General features: G+C 39.8%; 13 protein-coding genes and 1 riboswitch. Of the genes, 7 read left to right on the forward strand and 6 right to left on the reverse strand.

The annotated features are described in order from the left end of the window. Positions 1–406 precede the first annotated feature (406 nt). The gene (locus K348_RS0107900) at positions 407–1,693 is read left to right on the forward strand and encodes an MFS transporter (protein WP_029904425.1); all 1,287 of its coding nucleotides are present in this window, start codon (positions 407–409) and stop codon (positions 1,691–1,693) included. A 73-nt stretch (positions 1,694–1,766) separates the two neighbouring features. Here K348_RS0107900 and K348_RS0107905 read toward each other — a convergent pair whose 3' ends face one another. After that, complete coding sequence (locus K348_RS0107905) at positions 1,767–2,663, reverse strand: hypothetical protein (RefSeq protein WP_156032827.1); 897 nt, start codon at positions 2,661–2,663, stop codon at positions 1,767–1,769. Between the two features lie 164 nt (positions 2,664–2,827). Here K348_RS0107905 and K348_RS0107910 point away from each other — a divergent pair, with 164 nt between their 5' ends. Further along, positions 2,828–4,393, forward strand: coding sequence for an NAD(P)/FAD-dependent oxidoreductase (locus K348_RS0107910; RefSeq protein WP_029904427.1), 1,566 nt, complete (start codon positions 2,828–2,830; stop codon positions 4,391–4,393). A gap of 59 nt (positions 4,394–4,452) precedes the next feature. Here the strand turns inward: K348_RS0107910 and K348_RS0107915 are convergent, their stop codons facing one another. Next, positions 4,453–5,016, reverse strand: coding sequence for a sugar O-acetyltransferase (locus K348_RS0107915; RefSeq protein WP_029904428.1), 564 nt, complete (start codon positions 5,014–5,016; stop codon positions 4,453–4,455). Positions 5,017–5,149: 133 nt separating this feature from the next. Next, the gene (mgtE, locus tag K348_RS0107920; protein ID WP_029904429.1) at positions 5,150–6,541 is read right to left on the reverse strand and encodes a magnesium transporter; all 1,392 of its coding nucleotides are present in this window, start codon (positions 6,539–6,541) and stop codon (positions 5,150–5,152) included. Between the two features lie 252 nt (positions 6,542–6,793). Here mgtE and K348_RS0107925 point away from each other — a divergent pair, with 252 nt between their 5' ends. The 5 genes from K348_RS0107925 (at position 6,794) to K348_RS0107945 (ending at position 13,153) form a co-directional block, all read left to right on the forward strand. Beyond that, positions 6,794–7,204, forward strand: coding sequence for a Fur family transcriptional regulator (locus K348_RS0107925; protein ID WP_029904430.1), 411 nt, complete (start codon positions 6,794–6,796; stop codon positions 7,202–7,204). 9 nt (positions 7,205–7,213) lie between these two features. Continuing rightward, complete coding sequence (locus K348_RS0107930) at positions 7,214–9,643, forward strand: TonB-dependent receptor (protein WP_029904431.1); 2,430 nt, start codon at positions 7,214–7,216, stop codon at positions 9,641–9,643. Positions 9,644–9,741: 98 nt separating this feature from the next. Next, positions 9,742–10,332, forward strand: coding sequence for a hypothetical protein (locus tag K348_RS0107935; protein ID WP_156032829.1), 591 nt, complete (start codon positions 9,742–9,744; stop codon positions 10,330–10,332). A 135-nt stretch (positions 10,333–10,467) separates the two neighbouring features. After that, positions 10,468–12,504 (forward strand): TonB-dependent receptor, encoded by a 2,037-nt coding sequence (locus tag K348_RS0107940; RefSeq protein ID WP_029904433.1) that lies wholly within the window; start codon positions 10,468–10,470, stop codon positions 12,502–12,504. Between the two features lie 10 nt (positions 12,505–12,514). Next, positions 12,515–13,153: a YiiX/YebB-like N1pC/P60 family cysteine hydrolase gene (locus K348_RS0107945; protein ID WP_029904434.1), complete on the forward strand. Its 639-nt coding sequence runs from the start codon at positions 12,515–12,517 to the stop codon at positions 13,151–13,153. Positions 13,154–13,216: 63 nt separating this feature from the next. On the opposite strand, the gene K348_RS0107950 is transcribed toward K348_RS0107945, so the two are convergent. Genes K348_RS0107950 through K348_RS0107960 form a run of 3 tightly spaced genes read right to left on the reverse strand, consistent with a single transcriptional unit; the run spans position 13,217 to position 18,051 of the window. Beyond that, on the reverse strand, positions 13,217–14,350 hold the full coding sequence (locus tag K348_RS0107950; RefSeq protein WP_029904435.1) for an ABC transporter substrate-binding protein: 1,134 nt from the start codon (positions 14,348–14,350) through the stop codon (positions 13,217–13,219). Positions 14,351–14,353: 3 nt separating this feature from the next. Continuing rightward, the gene (locus K348_RS0107955; protein ID WP_156032831.1) at positions 14,354–16,036 is read right to left on the reverse strand and encodes a YncE family protein; all 1,683 of its coding nucleotides are present in this window, start codon (positions 16,034–16,036) and stop codon (positions 14,354–14,356) included. Between the two features lie 23 nt (positions 16,037–16,059). Beyond that, positions 16,060–18,051: a TonB-dependent siderophore receptor gene (locus K348_RS0107960; RefSeq protein WP_036930266.1), complete on the reverse strand. Its 1,992-nt coding sequence runs from the start codon at positions 18,049–18,051 to the stop codon at positions 16,060–16,062. A 107-nt stretch (positions 18,052–18,158) separates the two neighbouring features. Further along, a riboswitch (cobalamin riboswitch) is annotated at positions 18,159–18,363 on the reverse strand. Positions 18,364–18,409 lie beyond the last annotated feature (46 nt).

Raw genomic sequence — 18,409 nt, forward strand, 5'->3', positions numbered from 1 at the left:
TTATATATGATTATGCGATGGATAAAATATATTAATCTGTTAATATACAGACTATTATTTTTTATTGCTTTAAGGTGCTAAAAGTAGTCAATTTCGTTCTAATAAAAAAAGAATATGGCCGGATGTAAAAAGATATGATATCTCAATACGATTTTTTATGTTATACAACACGTTTTTTGGTGTCGTAAGCTCAAAATGTATAAGTATTTTTACAACGTTTTTGAGTAAACAATCTTCACTTAGCCTTTTAAAACCATGAAATCGGATACATTAAAAACCTGATGTATCTTAAATAAGTCAGGGGGTAATTGAGTTATTTATAAGATTTAATTACTCCCTGAATAATTTAGGCTATGAAAGGAATAGAGAGAACTTTAATAATATAAAACATCTAAGTAAATTTATCATGAGTAGTACAGAGAAGAAGAATTATGTATTGCCTATTATAATGATGATCGCCCTCTTCGGGATGATTTCATTCGTAACGGGCTTACAAAACCCAATGGGGGTTATTGTAAAAAGCCAGTTCGAGGCATCGAACTTTATGTCGCAGCTTGGTAACGCTGCGAACTTTATAGCCTATGCCTTTATGGGGCTTCCGGCAGGTTTGTTGCTTCAACGTATTGGTTATAAGAAGACTGCACTGGCCGCTATCGCTGTAGGATTTATCGGTGTAGGTATCCAGTATCTTTCGGGACAGGCTGAGAGTTTTGTAGTCTACCTTATCGGTGCATTCGTAGCCGGTTTCTCCATGTGTATGTTGAATACAGTGGTTAACCCGATGCTGAATACGCTCGGTGGCGGTGGTAACAAAGGAAACCAGTTGATTCAGGTAGGTGGTTCTTTCAACTCGTTGATGGCAACTATCGTTCCAGTATTGGTAGGTTACCTGATCGGTAATGCTGCTCAGGCAACTATAAAAGATGCGAACCCTGCATTGTTTATTGCAATGGGTATCTTTGTACTGGCATTCATCGTTCTGTTCTTTGTAAATATTCCTGAGCCTCGTTTGGCTAAGGCTGCAGCTACTGTAGAAAAACCGAAACACAGTCCTCTTTCTTTCCGTCACTTTATATTAGGTGCCGTGGCAATCTTTGTATATGTAGGTGTTGAAGTAGGTATCCCTAACATCACAAACCTTTTCATGACAGAAGGAGTAGACAAAGGCGGTCTGGGTATCGATACTACTATTGCCGGCACGGTAGTAGGTACATATTGGTTCCTGATGCTTATCGGACGTCTTGTAGGTGCATCTATCGGTGCTAAAGTATCCAGTAAGATGATGCTTTCATTCGCATCTCTTCTCGGTTTGGTTTTCGTTTTACTGGCTATTATGATGCCTGTGACAACTACAGTAAGTATGCCTGTATTCCAAGCTGATATATCATTCGGTATGGCTTCAGTGCCTATCGGTGTCATGTTCCTTATTCTTTGCGGTCTGTGTACTTCTATCATGTGGGGTGGTATCTTCAACCTTGCAGTAGAAGGCTTAGGTAAGTATACAGAAGCTGCGTCGGGTATCTTTATGGTGCTTGTTTGCGGTGGTGGTATCCTGCCTCTTATCCAAGGATCGGTTGCAGACTCGTTCGGATTCATCTCCAGCTACTGGGTTGTAATCGCCGGACTTGTTTATCTGTTATCTTATGCTTTGATTGGTAGTAAGAATGTAAATAAAGATATCCCTGTGGAATAATCAATATAGTATAATATAGAACAGGCGGTAAACATTATGTTTACCGCCTGTTTTATTTATATAATATCTTTCCTTAAAAGGCGATAACTGCGCGAACAGCGGATTCTGATTTATTGAGATTATCATATGTCAGACTCTTTGATGCATATGTACCACTAAGGCCGTCGGTAGTATCGAAGCAGATTCCTGTCGCAATTTCTGCTGAGAATTGGGAAGACGTCCAGTACCATACTTTTAAAGGACTGATTGGTGTACTACCGGGTATTTTATTGAGGCTTGTATTTATATTATCCCTGTATTTTCTTAGTCTATTCAATTCCTCGCTGGACGGCAGATACCATTCAGGCCCTTTTGCTATGCACCACTTGAAAGCAGGATAATCATCAAGATTATAGTTGGCTTTTATCCGGTCTGTATTTACTTTTCCGTCGTTTGATGTACAGTCGGTATCTACCTTATGAACAGACCATGCCAGCCTTTTTGCTTCGTCTATTGATATTGCCATGCCATGCACACCGGGTACTTTATTGTCTTTAATCCAGAATACTACTCCGGTAGCCGAAACGGCATCATCAGGGTCAGGATAGAAGTCTCCGATTTTGTATTTTACACCGGGTTCTTCCTCTATAGTAACGAATACTGCATACATCTCCTGAGTTCCATTTTCGGCAGTTACTGTATAATAAACTTTCCCGTTGCTGAAATCTGTTACAGTTCCCGATGCCGGATTTATCCTGGCTTTATCCGATACTATTATAGTCGGGGAAAGTTTGGTAGCATCGGTGTCAAAAGGTAATGAGATATTGATTGTCTTTATATTTTCTGTAATTATTGCCGCTTTTCCGTTAATGGAAAACTCCAGTATTTTCTTTTCATCTGAACGGGTATCCGTTTCATCATCGTTAGAGCAGGATGAAAAAAATGTAAGAGCCATGATTAATAGCATGGACAAAGTGTTGAGCTTCTTCATAAAAGAGTGTGTTAATAGTTAATAGTTTTGTGTTTGTTTAAGAAAGTACAATGTTAAGCTATTTAACCGGATTGTGCAAGGAATATAATATGGTTATTTTGTGAGATGAGAATCATAGTTCAGCTAAATGTACTTACCTTTGCTGTTCAAATTTATTACATTCCATGCAAAAAGATATTGACTTACGCATTACGCCAGAGCAGGCGTCGAATATTGAAAAAGTCAGGCTCATATTTTCTTCCCAAACGGGAATTCCCCTCAATGATATTAATTCGGTACGTATTCTCCGCCGATCGATAGATGCCCGGCAACGGAATATTTTTGTCAATCTGCGGGTGAGGGGATATATCGATGAAGTACAAAACGACCCGGTTTTCATCAATACATATTATCCCGATGTAAAAGATTGTCCGCAGGCAGTTGTGGTAGGAGCCGGTCCTGCCGGACTGTTTGCTGCATTAAGACTAATAGAACTGGGCATTCGTCCTATTGTGATTGAAAGAGGAAAGAATGTACGCGACCGCAAGCGCGATACGGCATTGATGAATCGCGAACATGTAGTAAACCCCGAATCAAATTATTGTTTCGGAGAGGGTGGGGCAGGAGCCTATTCCGACGGAAAGTTATATACCCGCAGCAAAAAGCGTGGCAATGTGGAAAAGATACTGAATGTATTTTGCCAACATGGAGCCGATCCGTCAATACTTGTCGACGCTCATCCGCATATAGGTACGGACAAGCTTCCGGGGATAATCGAAAAAATGAGGGTACAGATTATCCTGTCGGGTGGCGAAGTACACTTCGAAACGCGCATGGATAAACTAATATTAGAACAAGGAACGGTAAAGGGCATAGAAACCAATACGGGCAAAGCATTCATGGGGCCTGTTATTCTTGCTACCGGACATTCTGCCCGTGATGTGTATTATATGCTCTACGAACAGAAGATTAAAATAGAGGCTAAAGGGCTTGCCGTAGGTTTCCGTGTAGAACATTCATCGCACTTGATAGACCAGATACAGTATCATAATCAGGAAGGGCGGGGCAAATATCTTCCTGCCGCCGAGTACAGCTTTGTAGTACAGGCAGGTGGACGCGGTGTATATTCATTCTGTATGTGTCCGGGTGGAACAATTGTGCCTTCTGCCAGCGGGCCGAAGCAGGTTGTTGTAAACGGTATGTCGCCCTCGAACCGAGGTTCGCGTTGGTCTAATTCGGGAGTAGTGGTAGAAATTCATCCCGAAGATTTTCCGGAATATGCCAAATATGACGAGTTATCTTTGCTGAAATTTGTGGAAGACCTAGAAGAACTGGCGTGGATACATGGCGGTAAAACACAGGTTGCTCCGGCTCAACGGCTATATGATTTTGTCAACGGGCGGAAAAGCATCTCATTGCCGGATACTTCATATGTTCCCGGAGTGGTTTCATCACCTATGCATGAGTGGATGCCCCAATTTGTATCTACACGTTTGCAGGAAGCATTCAGGAAAGTAGGGAATAGTTATAAAGGATACCTCACTAACGAAGCAATAGTATTAGGTGTCGAAAGCCGCACTTCTTCACCCGTACGCATTTTACGCGACAGAGAAACAATGCAGCATGTACAGGTTGAAGGATTATATCCATGCGGAGAAGGTGCCGGATATGCTGGCGGGATTGTGTCTGCTGCCATGGACGGAGAACGCTGTGCAGAAGCCTTGGCTGCAAAAATAAAACAGCCAAAATAAATACTGTAAGCCTATTTCATGTAGGCTTACAATAAAATAATAAAGCAGAAGGAAATATATCAATCGACTTCGACAGTCGTATCTATATATTTTATCACTTTTGCAGGATTGCCTCCGGCAATCGCATTGTCAGGAATATTTCTTGTAACGATACTACCCGGAATAATCAAGGCATTATCGCCTATAATTACACCGGGCAGTATGATTACTCCTCCGCCAATCCATACATCATTGCCGATAACGACAGGTAATGCTGGTCTGACAGATTCTTCTTTTACGGGATTTATTGCTGTATATATCCCTACATCAGGCCCCAATAATACATTGTCTCCAATATCGATTCTTGCCTCATCGAAGAATTTACAACCTGTATTTGCATAAAAGTTGTTTCCGATGATTATATTATTTCCGTAATTGCATGAGAAAGGTTGTTCGAGTTTGAAATTTACTCCAATACTTCCGAAAAGGTCTTTAATAATACGTTCTTTTTCTTTTTGTTCCGATGCGTACAGGCTATTATACTCACGTATTATTTCTTTAGTACGCTGTTTTTGACTACTTAATTCATCGTCGGAAAAGTCTCCGGCTTCTCCTTCCTGAATTTTTCCTTTATTACTCTTCATTAGTTTATATTTGTGGGTGTTCCCGAGAGAACACTCGTTGATATATCAGGCTGTATATTATCAACAATATTGTTACTGTCCTTGTTTAAAAATTAATCCTTTTTTTACATTTACAAGTCAGTTTTAACTTTTATCACCCATGCATTAACGGTCCGAAAATCCAGCTCGCTATTGTCAGGTATATCATAAGTCCTGTAACATCCACTATAGTAGCCACAAAAGGCGCGGAAGATGTTGCCGGATCGGCACCCAAGCGCCTGAGAATAAATGGCAACATAGAGCCTATCAGCGAACCCCATAGTACAATGCCTATCAGAGCCAGCGAAACAGTCGATCCTACCATTATCCAATGTTCGCCGTATAAATCGGGAAATATCAGATGCCATATATAAATTCTGAAAAATCCGATTGTTCCAAGTATGATACCGAGGCTAAGTCCTGAAATTATCTCTCTGCGGAATACCTGCCACCAATTCTTTAATTTTACTTCTCCGGTAGCCATAGCCTGTATGACAAGTGTAGAAGCCTGAGACCCGCTATTACCACCACTCGAAATCATAAGTGGAAGAAACAGGGCAAGTACAATAACCTGTGCCAACTGCTCTTCGTAATATTGCATTACAGAAGCTGTAAGCAGTTCGCCGATAAATAAAATAATCAGCCATCCGGCCCGTTTCCATATCAATTTGTATACGGGTAAATCCAGATAAGGTTCGTCGAGGGCGGAAGTACCCCCCATACGCTGCATATCTTCCGAATATTCTTCATTGGCTGCCCACAGAATATCGTCTATGGTAACAATTCCGAGTAAAGCCCCTTGCGAATCGATTACGGGCAATGCGACTCTGTTATTCATTTTGAATATTTTGATACCTTCCTCTACAGGGTCGAGGGCATTAAGATAAATCAGCCGTCCGTCCATCAATTCGGAGATAGGAACCTGCGGCTGGCTTATCAGTAATTCTTTTATACGCAGGTCGTCTATCAGTATACCTTCTTCATCCAGAATATATATTACATCGATTGTTTCCGTATTTTTACCATTCTCACGTATATAAAGCAAAGCTTCATCAACAGTATAATCTTTTGAGATAGCAAGAAAATCCGGTGTCATCAGCCGTCCGATGCTATCTTCGGGGTAGGAAAGAAGGGTAAAAACTTCTTTACGGTCTTCGGGTGTTAAAAGAGAAATCAGGCGGTGCTGCAAATCCTGATCGCGGAGTTCACCGAACAGGGATGTGCGGTCATCGGGCGGCAACCCGTTTATGATAGCGGACAACTTCGTGCCCGAAAGTTTATTTATTATACGTTCTTGTGTCGGTACATCCAGTATCCTGAATACATTTATCGCTCTCTTAAGGCTTAATGTATCGATAAATAAGGGAGCATACTCCGGTAATTCGTCGATCAGGTCTTCTACATCCGAGATGTTCAGATCGTCGAGATATACGCGCAGCATAGCCACATCTCCGGCTTCAACCAGAAGTTTTGTCTGTTCGGTTAGTTGTTCGATATTCTCCTTCATCCGGCTTATGAATTATATTGTGAACTAATACAAAAACAGTTTAGTCTCAGATACTGTTTTTGGGATGAATTAGCATTAACAGGCTGTAGATTAGTGATGTTTACACAACGTCATGATTAAACCCGGAAATGCGGTGCAAAGGTAATCCTTTATTCTCGAAATAATATTTATTCAGGAATTTTTTTCAATATAAACTTTTTCAAAGAAACATTGTTATATTTGCAACATTGTTTCATTTGCGATTGATAATATATGAATGCCGAACAGATATTGAAGCACCACAATCTGAAAAATACGGGTTGCCGTAAGTTTATAATCAACGAATTACTTACAAACGAAAGCGCATTGTCGGAAAACGAGATCAAGAAAACTTTGCCCGACCTCTTCGACAGGGTTACCTTCTACCGTTCACTAAAGACACTGGAAGAGAATAATATAATACATCGTATTGTCTTGCATGATTCTACAGTAAAGTATGCTATCAATAAAGAAGCTGTGCCTGTAGCGGATCATGCCCATTTCCATTGTAAAAAATGTGATTCGGTAACCTGTCTCGAAACGCAGATGCAAATGCCTGTTTCTTTACCTGCCGGTTTTTCGGTCGATTCTGTAGAGGTATTGCTCGAAGGTACATGTCCTGAATGTATAACTAAGAATGTCTGAATTGCTTTTATGAAAAAGATATTACCGTTACTCTTCTTTTCAATTATAAGTCTTCATGTATTGGGGCAATCGACATGTGCGATATCGGGCAGAGTAACAGACAGTGGTACAAATGCTCCTGTCGAAGGAGTAGCCGTATCTGTAAAGGGTACAAATATAGGTACGCTTACAGACGACTCAGGAAATTTTAATTTTTGCCACATGAATGGTAAAGACTTTATTCTTATAACAAACTATATTGGTTATGAATCGGATACGATAGCTATAAGATTACTTAAAGATACAGTTCTTAATATAAGCCTAAGACCAAAAACAATGGTGCTGGGTGAAGTAGAAGTTTCTGCAACTTTAAAAGGAACTACACAGTCAAGACCGATAGAATATGATAAACCGGCTCTCTCATTCAACAAGCAACTAGCTCTCACTCCTGGAATAACGACAATGAACATCGGTGCAGGCATATCCAAACCTGTCATAAGAGGTTTCAGTACCAACAGGGTTTCGGTTATAAACAGGGGAGTGGAACAGCAAAACCAGCAATGGGGTGCCGATCATGGTATTGAAATAAGCCAGCTGGACGTATCACATACAACCGTATATAAAGGGCCGAATGCTTTATTACTGGGGTCGGGCACGATTACCGTTATCGATATCCAGCCTGCCGGATTTAAAAATAAAGATTTTTTCGGTGGTAAAGCTCAGTTATGGGGAGCATCTAATAATAATTTGTACGGAGCAGGTATCTCAGCCGGGTGGCAAAAAGACAAATGGTTCCTGCAAGGTTCATATGAATATAAAGATTATGCTGATTACAGGCTCCCTGCAAAAGATGCAATGTACGAATCGCATACAATAGAATTTCCAGACAAGCGTTTTCCCAATTCGGCAGGGAAAGACTACTCGATATCAGGAACCTTGGGCTTCAGGGAAAAGAATGTCACCACTTATCTGAATGTAAGCAACGGCTACCAGAAATCAGGGCTGTTCCATACTCCGGAAGACCATTCGGGACACGATCACGGAGAGGAAGACCACGACCATGACCATAAAGACGATCATCATCACGACCATGATCACGAAGTTACCGACGCTTCGCATCGGAATATCAGCCTGCCGTATGCCACTGCCAATCATTTTGCAGTAACTAATAATACCGAGTGGACAACTTCTGCTTTCCGCTTATTAATCAACACAGGATTTCAATACAATCATCGTCGCGAATACGAGCATTTCCATGAACATTACGAAGGACAGGCGGCTCCTCAGATGGATGATGATATTGCCGTTGATTTCAAACTGAAAACTTATTCTATGAATGCGCGACTTTTCCTTGACGAGAATAAAACATGGACAAAGGCGATCGGTGCAAATGTACAATATCAGCAAAACAAAGTAGGTGGCTTTGAATATTTCTTACCTGAATATAGCAATATTTCAGGTGGCCTTTCATTTGTGAATACATTCAAACCCTCTACGGAATGGATCTTCACCGCCGGAGTAAGATATGATATCGGACATATGGATATTACAGGTTTTTATGATAAAACATTGGCTGCACATCTCGAAGAAGAAGGACACGATGCTGCTGTGATCGGTCAGTATGCACAACGCTCGTATGATGTAGACCGTAATTTCGGTAACGGGTCGGCTAGTGCAGGATTTGAGTATAGACCGGATGCAAACAGGAATCTGATGTATAAATTGAATATCGGAAAAACATTTCGTTTCCCGTCAGCTAATGAATTGGCGTCGAACGGTGTACATCATGCTGCTTTCCGTTACGAAATAGGTAATCCCGATTTGAAAGCAGAGAACGGTTATACACTTGATTTAGGTATTAACTATAAAAATAAGAACGGTTTTTCCGCGGAATTTACCCCTTTTCTAAGTTATTATTCAAACTTCATATATCTGGAACCTGTAAAGGAGATTGCAGTCGACCTATATCATGAAAAGCCATATCGATATTCGCAGGCGAAAGCAATATTCGGAGGAGCGGAATATAATATATCATGGTTATTTCTCAATAATTTTCAATTATCATCTATGGGAAGCCTTGTAATAAACGAGAATCTGGACGATGATAAACCGCTGCCATACACCCCGCCATTTATGATGACAAACGAAGCAAAATATCTGAAGAATACCGGTAAAAAGAAAGGATTGACTTATTATCAGTTTTCAATATCACATCAATTGTATGCAAAACAAAGTAGGGTAGGATATGACGAAGAGAAGACTGACGGAACGAACTTATTTCATTTGGGTACGGGTTTCGACTACCGCTTCAACAGAAGATTTGCAGTAAATATGAATCTACAGGTACAGAATATATTCAATACTCGTTATCTGAATCACATGAGTCTTTATCGCCGTTTGAATATCCCTGAACCGGGCACGAACATTCAACTGTTTATAAGTATTCCGTTTGGAGGCTGATTAGAAATAAGTATCTATAGCCAAAAAACTGATGACTCATAACTTATAACTCGTAACTTTGTACTATTTTCGTAGTCGGTAATTTTATGAAAAGTCCAATGAGAAAATTTTGTCTGTCGGTATTATTCTTTGTTCTTCTGCCTGTCTTTTATTTTTCATCCTGTGCTAAAGATGAGAACGATGAAAGCGAATTCCCTACTATATCGGATGTCCGTGTGAATATAAACGATACGTTAAGGTACGGACAATTGGTAGTGAGAATTAATGACAGCTTAAATACTAACCCGCAACGGCTGGATACATTAATTTCTACAAAATGGATGTATATATCGGCACGATTTACTGATAACCATGGCTTGTCTTCCTATAAAGTGGAATTGTATCCGCTGTATAAAGATAAAAGAGGACGCGAAGACAGGGATTCGATTATGCCATTTATAAAACTGGGACAGAGAATATTCAACCAGACAGATATCACCGTACACCGCAACAGGCTCGGACAAATCCCCGATACTATCAACAGAGTTTATAAGACAGGCGAGCGCGATACATTGGTCTTAGTACATGATACTTATAATGCAAAAGTAGCTGTTATCGATAAAGCCGGAAATGCCGATTCAATAACGAATCATAAAGTTGTTTTGCTTAGCAGAAAAGCCCTGTATGACATACGCGTAGGAACAGAATAAATTTGAAAAATAAATAAATGAGAGCATGATTCTTATACGGATTCATGCTTTTTTATTTCTTAACGTTAGTATACTTCATTTTAGAATCCGTACTTTTGCGCCGACACTTTTATTTTATTAACAAATTCTAAAAAAATGAATCAAAGACATTTTGAAGAAAGAGGAGCCTACCGTTTCAAACGATTTGTACGGAAGGCTTACAGTGCATTTAACAGTATGCACCGAATTGTAAACATCGGAGTGGTAAGAGGTTGCGCCATTTCGTTTCTCACTGTATCGACAGTTGCGGCCCAGACATCCGCCGACGGAGAACAACAGCAGAAAGTATTGGAAAAGGAACTGGATGAAGTGATGGTGACAGCTTCGCGTATTGAAACACCAATCAATCAAACTGCAAAACAAGTTACAGTATTATCTAAAGAGCAGATTCAGCAGGCTCCCGTCCAGAGTATCCAAGACCTTCTCATCTATGCAGCCAACATAGATGTAGTGCAACGGGCCGGACACGGCGTACAGGCAGACATCTCGATTCGCGGAGGATCAAAAGACCAGACAGCAATATTACTCAACGGCGTTAACCTATCCAATTCCCACACAGGACTCTACAGCCTCGACATTCCCATCAACCTTTCAGACATCGAACGTATCGAAATCATTCACGGGCCATCTGCATTGATATATGGAACAAGTGCATTTGCCGGAGGGGTCAATATCATTACCAAAAAAAATGTAGACGCTAAAGGATATGCGCGTATCGAAGGCGGAATGCATAACCTTCGCGGCATGGAAGTACGCGGGGCAACCAAACAAGGTATTACGACGACCAGTCTTTCGGCAGGATATAGTTCCTCGGATGGCTATACCGACAATACCGATTACAATATGTATAACATATTAATGCAATCGCGGTTTCAGTTCAAGGAAAATTCACAGCTCGATTTGAATCTGGGTTATAATGATAAAAAATATGGTGCCAATAGTTTTTATACAGCAGCATTCCCCAATCAATATGATCATACGTCCCGCTACATAAGTTCGCTGAAAGGAGAATTTGGCTCGAAACTTAAATTTATACCTATCCTTTATTGGTTCAGACACTATGATACCTTCGAGCTTCGGAGAGGCTCAGAAGAAGGGAAAAATTACCACAGGGGAGATACCTATGGAACAAACCTTATTATGCAATATACGTCAAAACTGGGAAGTACAAGTTTAGGCGGAGAACTCAGGCGTGAAGATATAATGAGTTCTAAGTTGGGTAAGGAAATGGTAGAACCACACCGAAGATATACGAAATATGACGATCGCTTGAGTTCCAGCGTTACTTTGGAACACACTGCAAGAATAGATCGCTTTGTAATCTCGGCAGGTGTATTAATGAATCACAATACGATGGAGAAAGGAAAATATAAATTCTATCCTTCTGCCAGCGTGGCATACAGACCAACAGACCAGATCAATATATATACTACTTGGGGAAACTCGACCCGTATGCCCTCATTTACGGAATTATATTATACAACAGAAACACATGAAGGTAATGAAAATCTGAAACCCGAACGTTCTCAATCCGTAGACTTAGGATTCAAATACAAGAATTCACTTATCAGTGCCTATCTGACTAGCTATCTGATGTGGGGACGGAATATAATCGACTGGGTAAAGAAAGAAGGAGCAGACGGGAAGCCAATCAGTGCATCATGGAACCACACAGCCGTAAATACACAAGGCTTGGAAATGGGTGTGCGTTTCAGGCTGGTGGATATACTACCTATACTGGGTGAGAACTCGTCTTTTTCACTGGATTATACCCGTTTGCATCAGGATTGTGATACGAAAGGGGAAATTTCTGAATTCAGGCTGAATTATCTTCGCGACAAGTTCACAACAACATTCAATCATCATATATACAAAGGATTTTCGGCAGGATGGTATCTGCGTTATCAGAAGCGTATGGGAGGATATACTGTTTACGAAAATGCTGTGAACACAAAGAGATTGGAACCGTATAAGGCATTCTCGACACTGGATGTAAAACTGAACTATAATCACGAAAATTTATTATTATACGTGAAGCTAAATAACCTCTACAATACAAGGCATAACGATATGGGCAATATAGCTCAACCTGGATTCTGGCTCACCGGAGGCATAAGTTATACTTTCCTTTAATTCGTCTGATATGAAGAAGATTTTATTATTAATTATTCTCCTCTTGTCGGGGATGATTCTATATGCCCAGGATTTCAAACTTCAAAACGGGGATTTGATTTTTCAGGAAGATTGTGCCGGAAATACTGACAATACAATAAAGGCAGTCACGGCAAGTATCGGTGATTACCGGTTTACGCATGTCGGTATTGTTTATATAGACAATAAGGACAGTGTCTATGTTTTAGAAGCCACGCGGCCGAAAGTTGCATTAACTCCTTTGAATGAGTATCTATATCCTAATGACAAAGATATCTATCCGATATCGGTAGTAGGACGTTTAAAGGAGCAGTATAGAAGTTGTATCCCCGATGCGCTAAAGGAAGGTCTTTTGTTGCTTGGTAAAGATTATGACGACGGGTTTATATTAGGTAATGATAAATATTACTGTTCTGAACTCATTTATGAGATATTGCTGAAAGCCAATGGCGGTGTTCCCGTGTTTCCTTTGAATGTGATGACTTTTAAATCGCCGGATACGGGAGAAGTAACCGAGGGCTGGAAAGCATATTTCCGGAGATACGATCTGCCTGTCCCCGAGGATGAGCCAGGTATTAATCCCGGAGCCATGTCGAGGTCGGATGTGATCGATATTGTTCATTATTATTAATGCAAAATGAAAAAGGCTTTGGTGAAACATTCATCCAAAGCCTTTTTACAAACCTATATACATTTACTCTCCGATTTTCTTGTAATATTTCGGCGTATAATCCGGGAAGAGTTCGGGATGAAACACATACGCCATATCTTTCAGAATATAATCCGGATGGATAGGCAAATCTTCATAATAACTCGAATTAGCCGTATTACATCCGTAAATATTCTTTTCTTTAAATGCCTTAAAATATGAATATGGCTTATATTCTTTTTCCAGTGATTTATAAGTCATATCCTGCGGCCAATTGTACTTTATAATCCAGAAATCTGCATCTCCGGCCTTATCCAGTACCGACTCGAATGACAATGGGGCATAGGTGCCCTCTATCTCATCCGACCACGGATATGATGCCCCTGAATCAGCAAGCATATTTGCCATAAAGCTTTTTCCTCCCGGCATATTCCATTTACCCTGATAGCGCAGGTCGGTCAGTACGGATGGGCGGGTGGATGTTTTGGCGACGGCATCCTTCACCTCATTGTAATTCTTTTCAGTGATAGCAAATAGGGAATCTGCCAACTTTTCCTTACCTATAAAGAGTGAATAGTAGCGTATCCATTCGGCACGTCCCAGCGGATGCGATTCGGTATAATCGGTTGTCTCGAGAATTGGAATGCCCGTTTTTTCTATACTGCCATATGTCCAGCCTTGTATCGGGGTGGCGAAAATAGCATCGGGGCTGAGCATAATCAGTTTCTCCGTATCCGGTTTGCTTGCCATGCCCAGATCGACGATTGCTCCGCTTTTAATTCCGTCCTGAATATTTGCCAGTTTTATATACTGTGGTTCGCAGACACCTTTTATTATATTCACTGCATCCAGTTCGTTGAGTGACGAGCAGTGGATTGTGGAATAAGTTGCCACTACTTGGAGCGGTGTACGTACCAGCGTGCCCTGCGGTAAGTTTGCAGGTAATTCCTTATTCCTGTCTACAAGGACATAGGTCTGCAACATGCGGGTCGAATCCCACGGGTCGCGCACCGATATACTAGTATACTCGTCGTACTTCTTCACCTGAAAGCCTTTGGCATAATGTACTTTATACTCTGTTTCGGCCTGCAGATTATCCTGTCCGGCAGGCTTCGGTTTGTTGCAGCCTGCGAGGACTAGGATAAATGAAGTAAGTAGTGTTATTTTGAAGAATTTCATAAATTATTTTACTATCCAACTGGCATAATAAGCGCCCGCTGGCGATATACCTCCGGTATCGAATTTGTTGATAAGTTTACCTTCAGCGGAGAAAATATACATATCACCATTATTTGTATAGTCGGATGTTCCGATATATACATAGTTATTTACCGGATCGGTAGTTATGCTAAATGGTTTATTGACGACAGTACCGTCGGTAATGAATTTGTCAGTTATTATCTTCTCGGTTTTTGTATCGTATACACTGTATGTAATTACCTGATTCCAGTTAGCGTCATATTGAGAATAGATAATGTATAATTTATCATTATTAATATTCATCCATGTGGCATTACCAACATTGGTTACTTTGTGCGTTTTGGCATCGATTCTTTGCAGTGTGTTTGGTATCGTCTTATAATCACCATTAGATATAACATAAATATCTCCCTCGCTGTCAACAGCCATTTTATCAGGGTTGATTACAACCGGGATTTTTGTTGTTTCTTTGAATGTGGCAATATCTACTACCGATACAAATTTGTCATATCCTATAGGATTATTATAATCCAATCCGCCCGAATTGGCTACATATAAGTTATTATTTGCTACACGTACATATTCAGGATTACGTCCTACAGGTACCTGTGCTTCTATTTCCATCTTCGTAGTATCTATCTTTGCCAGATTTCCGTCGAAGTATGTAACGTATACTTTCCCATCGTGTGTTGTAAATCCGCGCGGTTGTTGTGCCTTTCCGTTTTTAACAGATTCAATTTTACCCAATTGTTTGCCTTGTTTGTCTGTCACAAAAATAACACCGGAGCCATACACAGCAATATACATCTTGGTACCGTATACAATTATATCCTGACCTGTATCCCCAAGGCTGATACCATTAGCTGCTTCGAATACTTTCGTGCTGAGCGTTTTTGCAGTCAGGTCATAAAAAGACATATTTGCATTATTGTGTCCTTGCTTACCACTATTCAGTATATATATGCCGGAAACTTCGTAAGCGTCTTTAACTTCTGTTTTAGCGAAGTCTTCCACTTCTTTATTTTCCAGATCGGTAGCCACTACGATAAAAAATTCAGTCATACTACGGCTTTCCACAATATATTCTTCAATGTCAGTGTCTACTTCTGCTATTTTATCCTTTTTGGTAGTTCCATCTTCCGATGTGTAAATAATGTATTTTGAAAGATTGACAATACCTGTTGGTTTTGTCCACGTCAGTTTACCGCCGATTTTTCCTTTAGCATAATCGGTATCATCAAAGCTTAGGTCGGTGACAACATTGTTTCCGACTTCGTCTTTCAACTCTATCTTAGCAAAAGTGTTACCCTCCACATTGTTTTTGTTTTTAGGAACAAGCAATAAATATTTAGCATAGTTTATTCCTGTTAATGTGTATTTTTCGTCATTAACGGGTATTTCTTTTAACTTGGTTTCTTTATTTGTTCCGTCATTGGATGTGTAGATAACAATGGCAGAAAGTTCGGATGTATTTACAGGTTTTGTCCATGTCAGGTCACCGCTTATTTCACCGCCTTTCAAATTTATGTCTTCGAAAGCAATGTTAGTAGGAAGCGTTTCGGCAGAATTGATGAAGATATTGTCATCATCATCGTCGTCACTACAAGAAGAAAAGCCAATGGCCAATAGTGCGATAAAAAGGAAAAGATTGAATAGTTTACTCATTTTCATGACTTTAAATATTTATATTAAAATTGATAATTTGCTGAGAAAGTAAATGATCGTCCCGGCATCGGATAATATTTTATTATCTGGTAATTTTTATTAGAAAGGTTGGTGAGATTGAGTTGGAGCCGCAGATTATGGTCTCTTATAGAAAAAGACTTGTTAAGGGAAATGCTATGATCAGTATATGATTCTATTTCGTTGTCGGGTATATTTTGGTCAAGAGCATATCTCTTGCCTGAAATTATAATAGTATAAGCAATATTTACCCAAGGGTTCTCGATACTAATCGATCCCGAACCATAATGGCGAGGGGTATAAGGAATCTGGTGTTTGTAGTTTTTATTATTTTCATCAGTAACATCAATTACTTTCTGATAACTGTAATTTCCTGCAATATCAACTGATAATTTATTGATAATAGCAATATGTGCACGGGTATTAACATCCAGTCCCGTCATGTCCACTTTCCCATAATTGCGCATTTTAAAGATATTCATTGTAGGGAACGGTACTATTTTATCATCTACCTTATTCTTATATCCGTCAGCCGAAATGCTAATTAAGTCGAACATGTCCGAAATCCTTCCTGTCCATGTTAATCCGGCATTGTATTGGGTTGCATATTCCGGTTTAAGGTTTATATTTCCCATGCGTACATAGTACAGATCGTTGAAAGTGGGTACTCTGAAAATCTTTTTATATGACGCACGTATTCTCAAGTTTGTCTTCAGAAAAGGCAAATATGAAACGCTGATAGCGGGAGTTATTTTTTTCTTGTCATCAGGTTCTTCTCCCGATCTTACTTTCTCATCTACATATGTTGCCAGCAAGCTCCCTGTTATAGTAAGATGTCTATTGCTGAACTGTGCTGCCAATGCTGTCAGAGATGATAATCTTGTAGGTTTGTCTACATCAGCAAAGTTGCTGTGCAGGCGGTTTTGAAACACATCTTCAAACAAGCTGACAGAAAAGTTTTGTACAGGTTTATACACTATACCTGCCGATGCGTAATATTCGAACTGAGTAATACGATCTTCCTGTAGATTATTCCCAATATTATTATTTACAGATATATATTTATAATATGTCCGGCTGAATTTGGCTTGTGCCTTTAGTTCAAGTTTTTGTGAGAAAGTATTTTTATAATGCAGCTGGGAAAAGAAGTCTTTGTTCCACACACGTTCATCATTGTCATCTTTATAGAAAATGATAGAACCCGGCAATCCTCTTTCAGAATCGTAATAATTGGCTTTAAATTTCAATTCTCCTCCTTTTCCCAGATTACCGTAAAGATTAAATTCGGTACGCCATATATTCACATCGGAATTCCTTCTTTTTCTTTCTTCGGTTTTGTCAGCATTCTTATATGTGAATTTATACATTCCATCGTTGCGTTCCCATCCTACGTTTGTTGCTATAGAAAACTTCTTATTGAGCCTTTGTGCATAATAAACCATCGGATTGAATAGACCAAACGACCCGGTCTTGGCTTGTATATTTAATTTATATGATTTGTTGCTGAAAACAGGTTGTGATGTATTTACCTGAAGCAGTCCTGCTGATGCATACGACCTTGCAGACTGAAATATGTCATCTGACTGGCCTATCGATAATGAAATATCAGAAATATTATCGAGAGAAAAACGTCCGATATCTATTTGTCCTGATTGTATGTCGCTTATAGTTACACCATCATAACTCACTGCCGTATGCTGAGCCCCCATTCCTCGTATAGAAACGGTTTTTATACCGCCTATTCCTCCATAATCTTTTACTGTAACGCCAGAAAAGCGGCGCACAGCATCCGATACGGATAGTATTCCTATGCGTTCCATTTCGGTGTTGTCAATTACCTGGAGGGGAGTCGTAGAACGAGACGATGAGGGTTTTACATTTGCAGAAACTTCCACTTCCGACAAATTCTGTGTCTTTATAGTATCGGTGGTCTGTGCTTGCAACAATTGATAACCGGATAAAATAAGAAATAAAATAACTGAAAGTGAAGTTCTCATGTATGCAAAAGCAAATTTTAAAATCAATAAATTGCTTTCGTTAAGAACAAAGAAAAGAAAATGGTTATATCTTTTGCAGATGTTTCTTAAGCCTTATTCCACGAAAGCTATCCGAATAATTGCTTTGCAGGTCTTCTGACTTGCTCTTGTTTATATCACCTTCCCATTATATTATAGTAACAGTGGTATTCTGATATAAACATTCCCAGAGCTTACAGCAGCGGGTCTGTTCAGGATTTTCACCTGATTCCCTTTTAATCCGTATAGGATAAGTAATTATCCATTAACGGAACAAAGCGGTGCAAAGGTAAGAATAAAAATGTGAATTATTAATATGGATTGTTAAAAATAGGAAGCT

This window comes from Prevotella sp. 10(H), assembly GCF_000711235.1.
Taxonomy (GTDB): Bacteria; Bacteroidota; Bacteroidia; order Bacteroidales; family Dysgonomonadaceae; genus Dysgonomonas.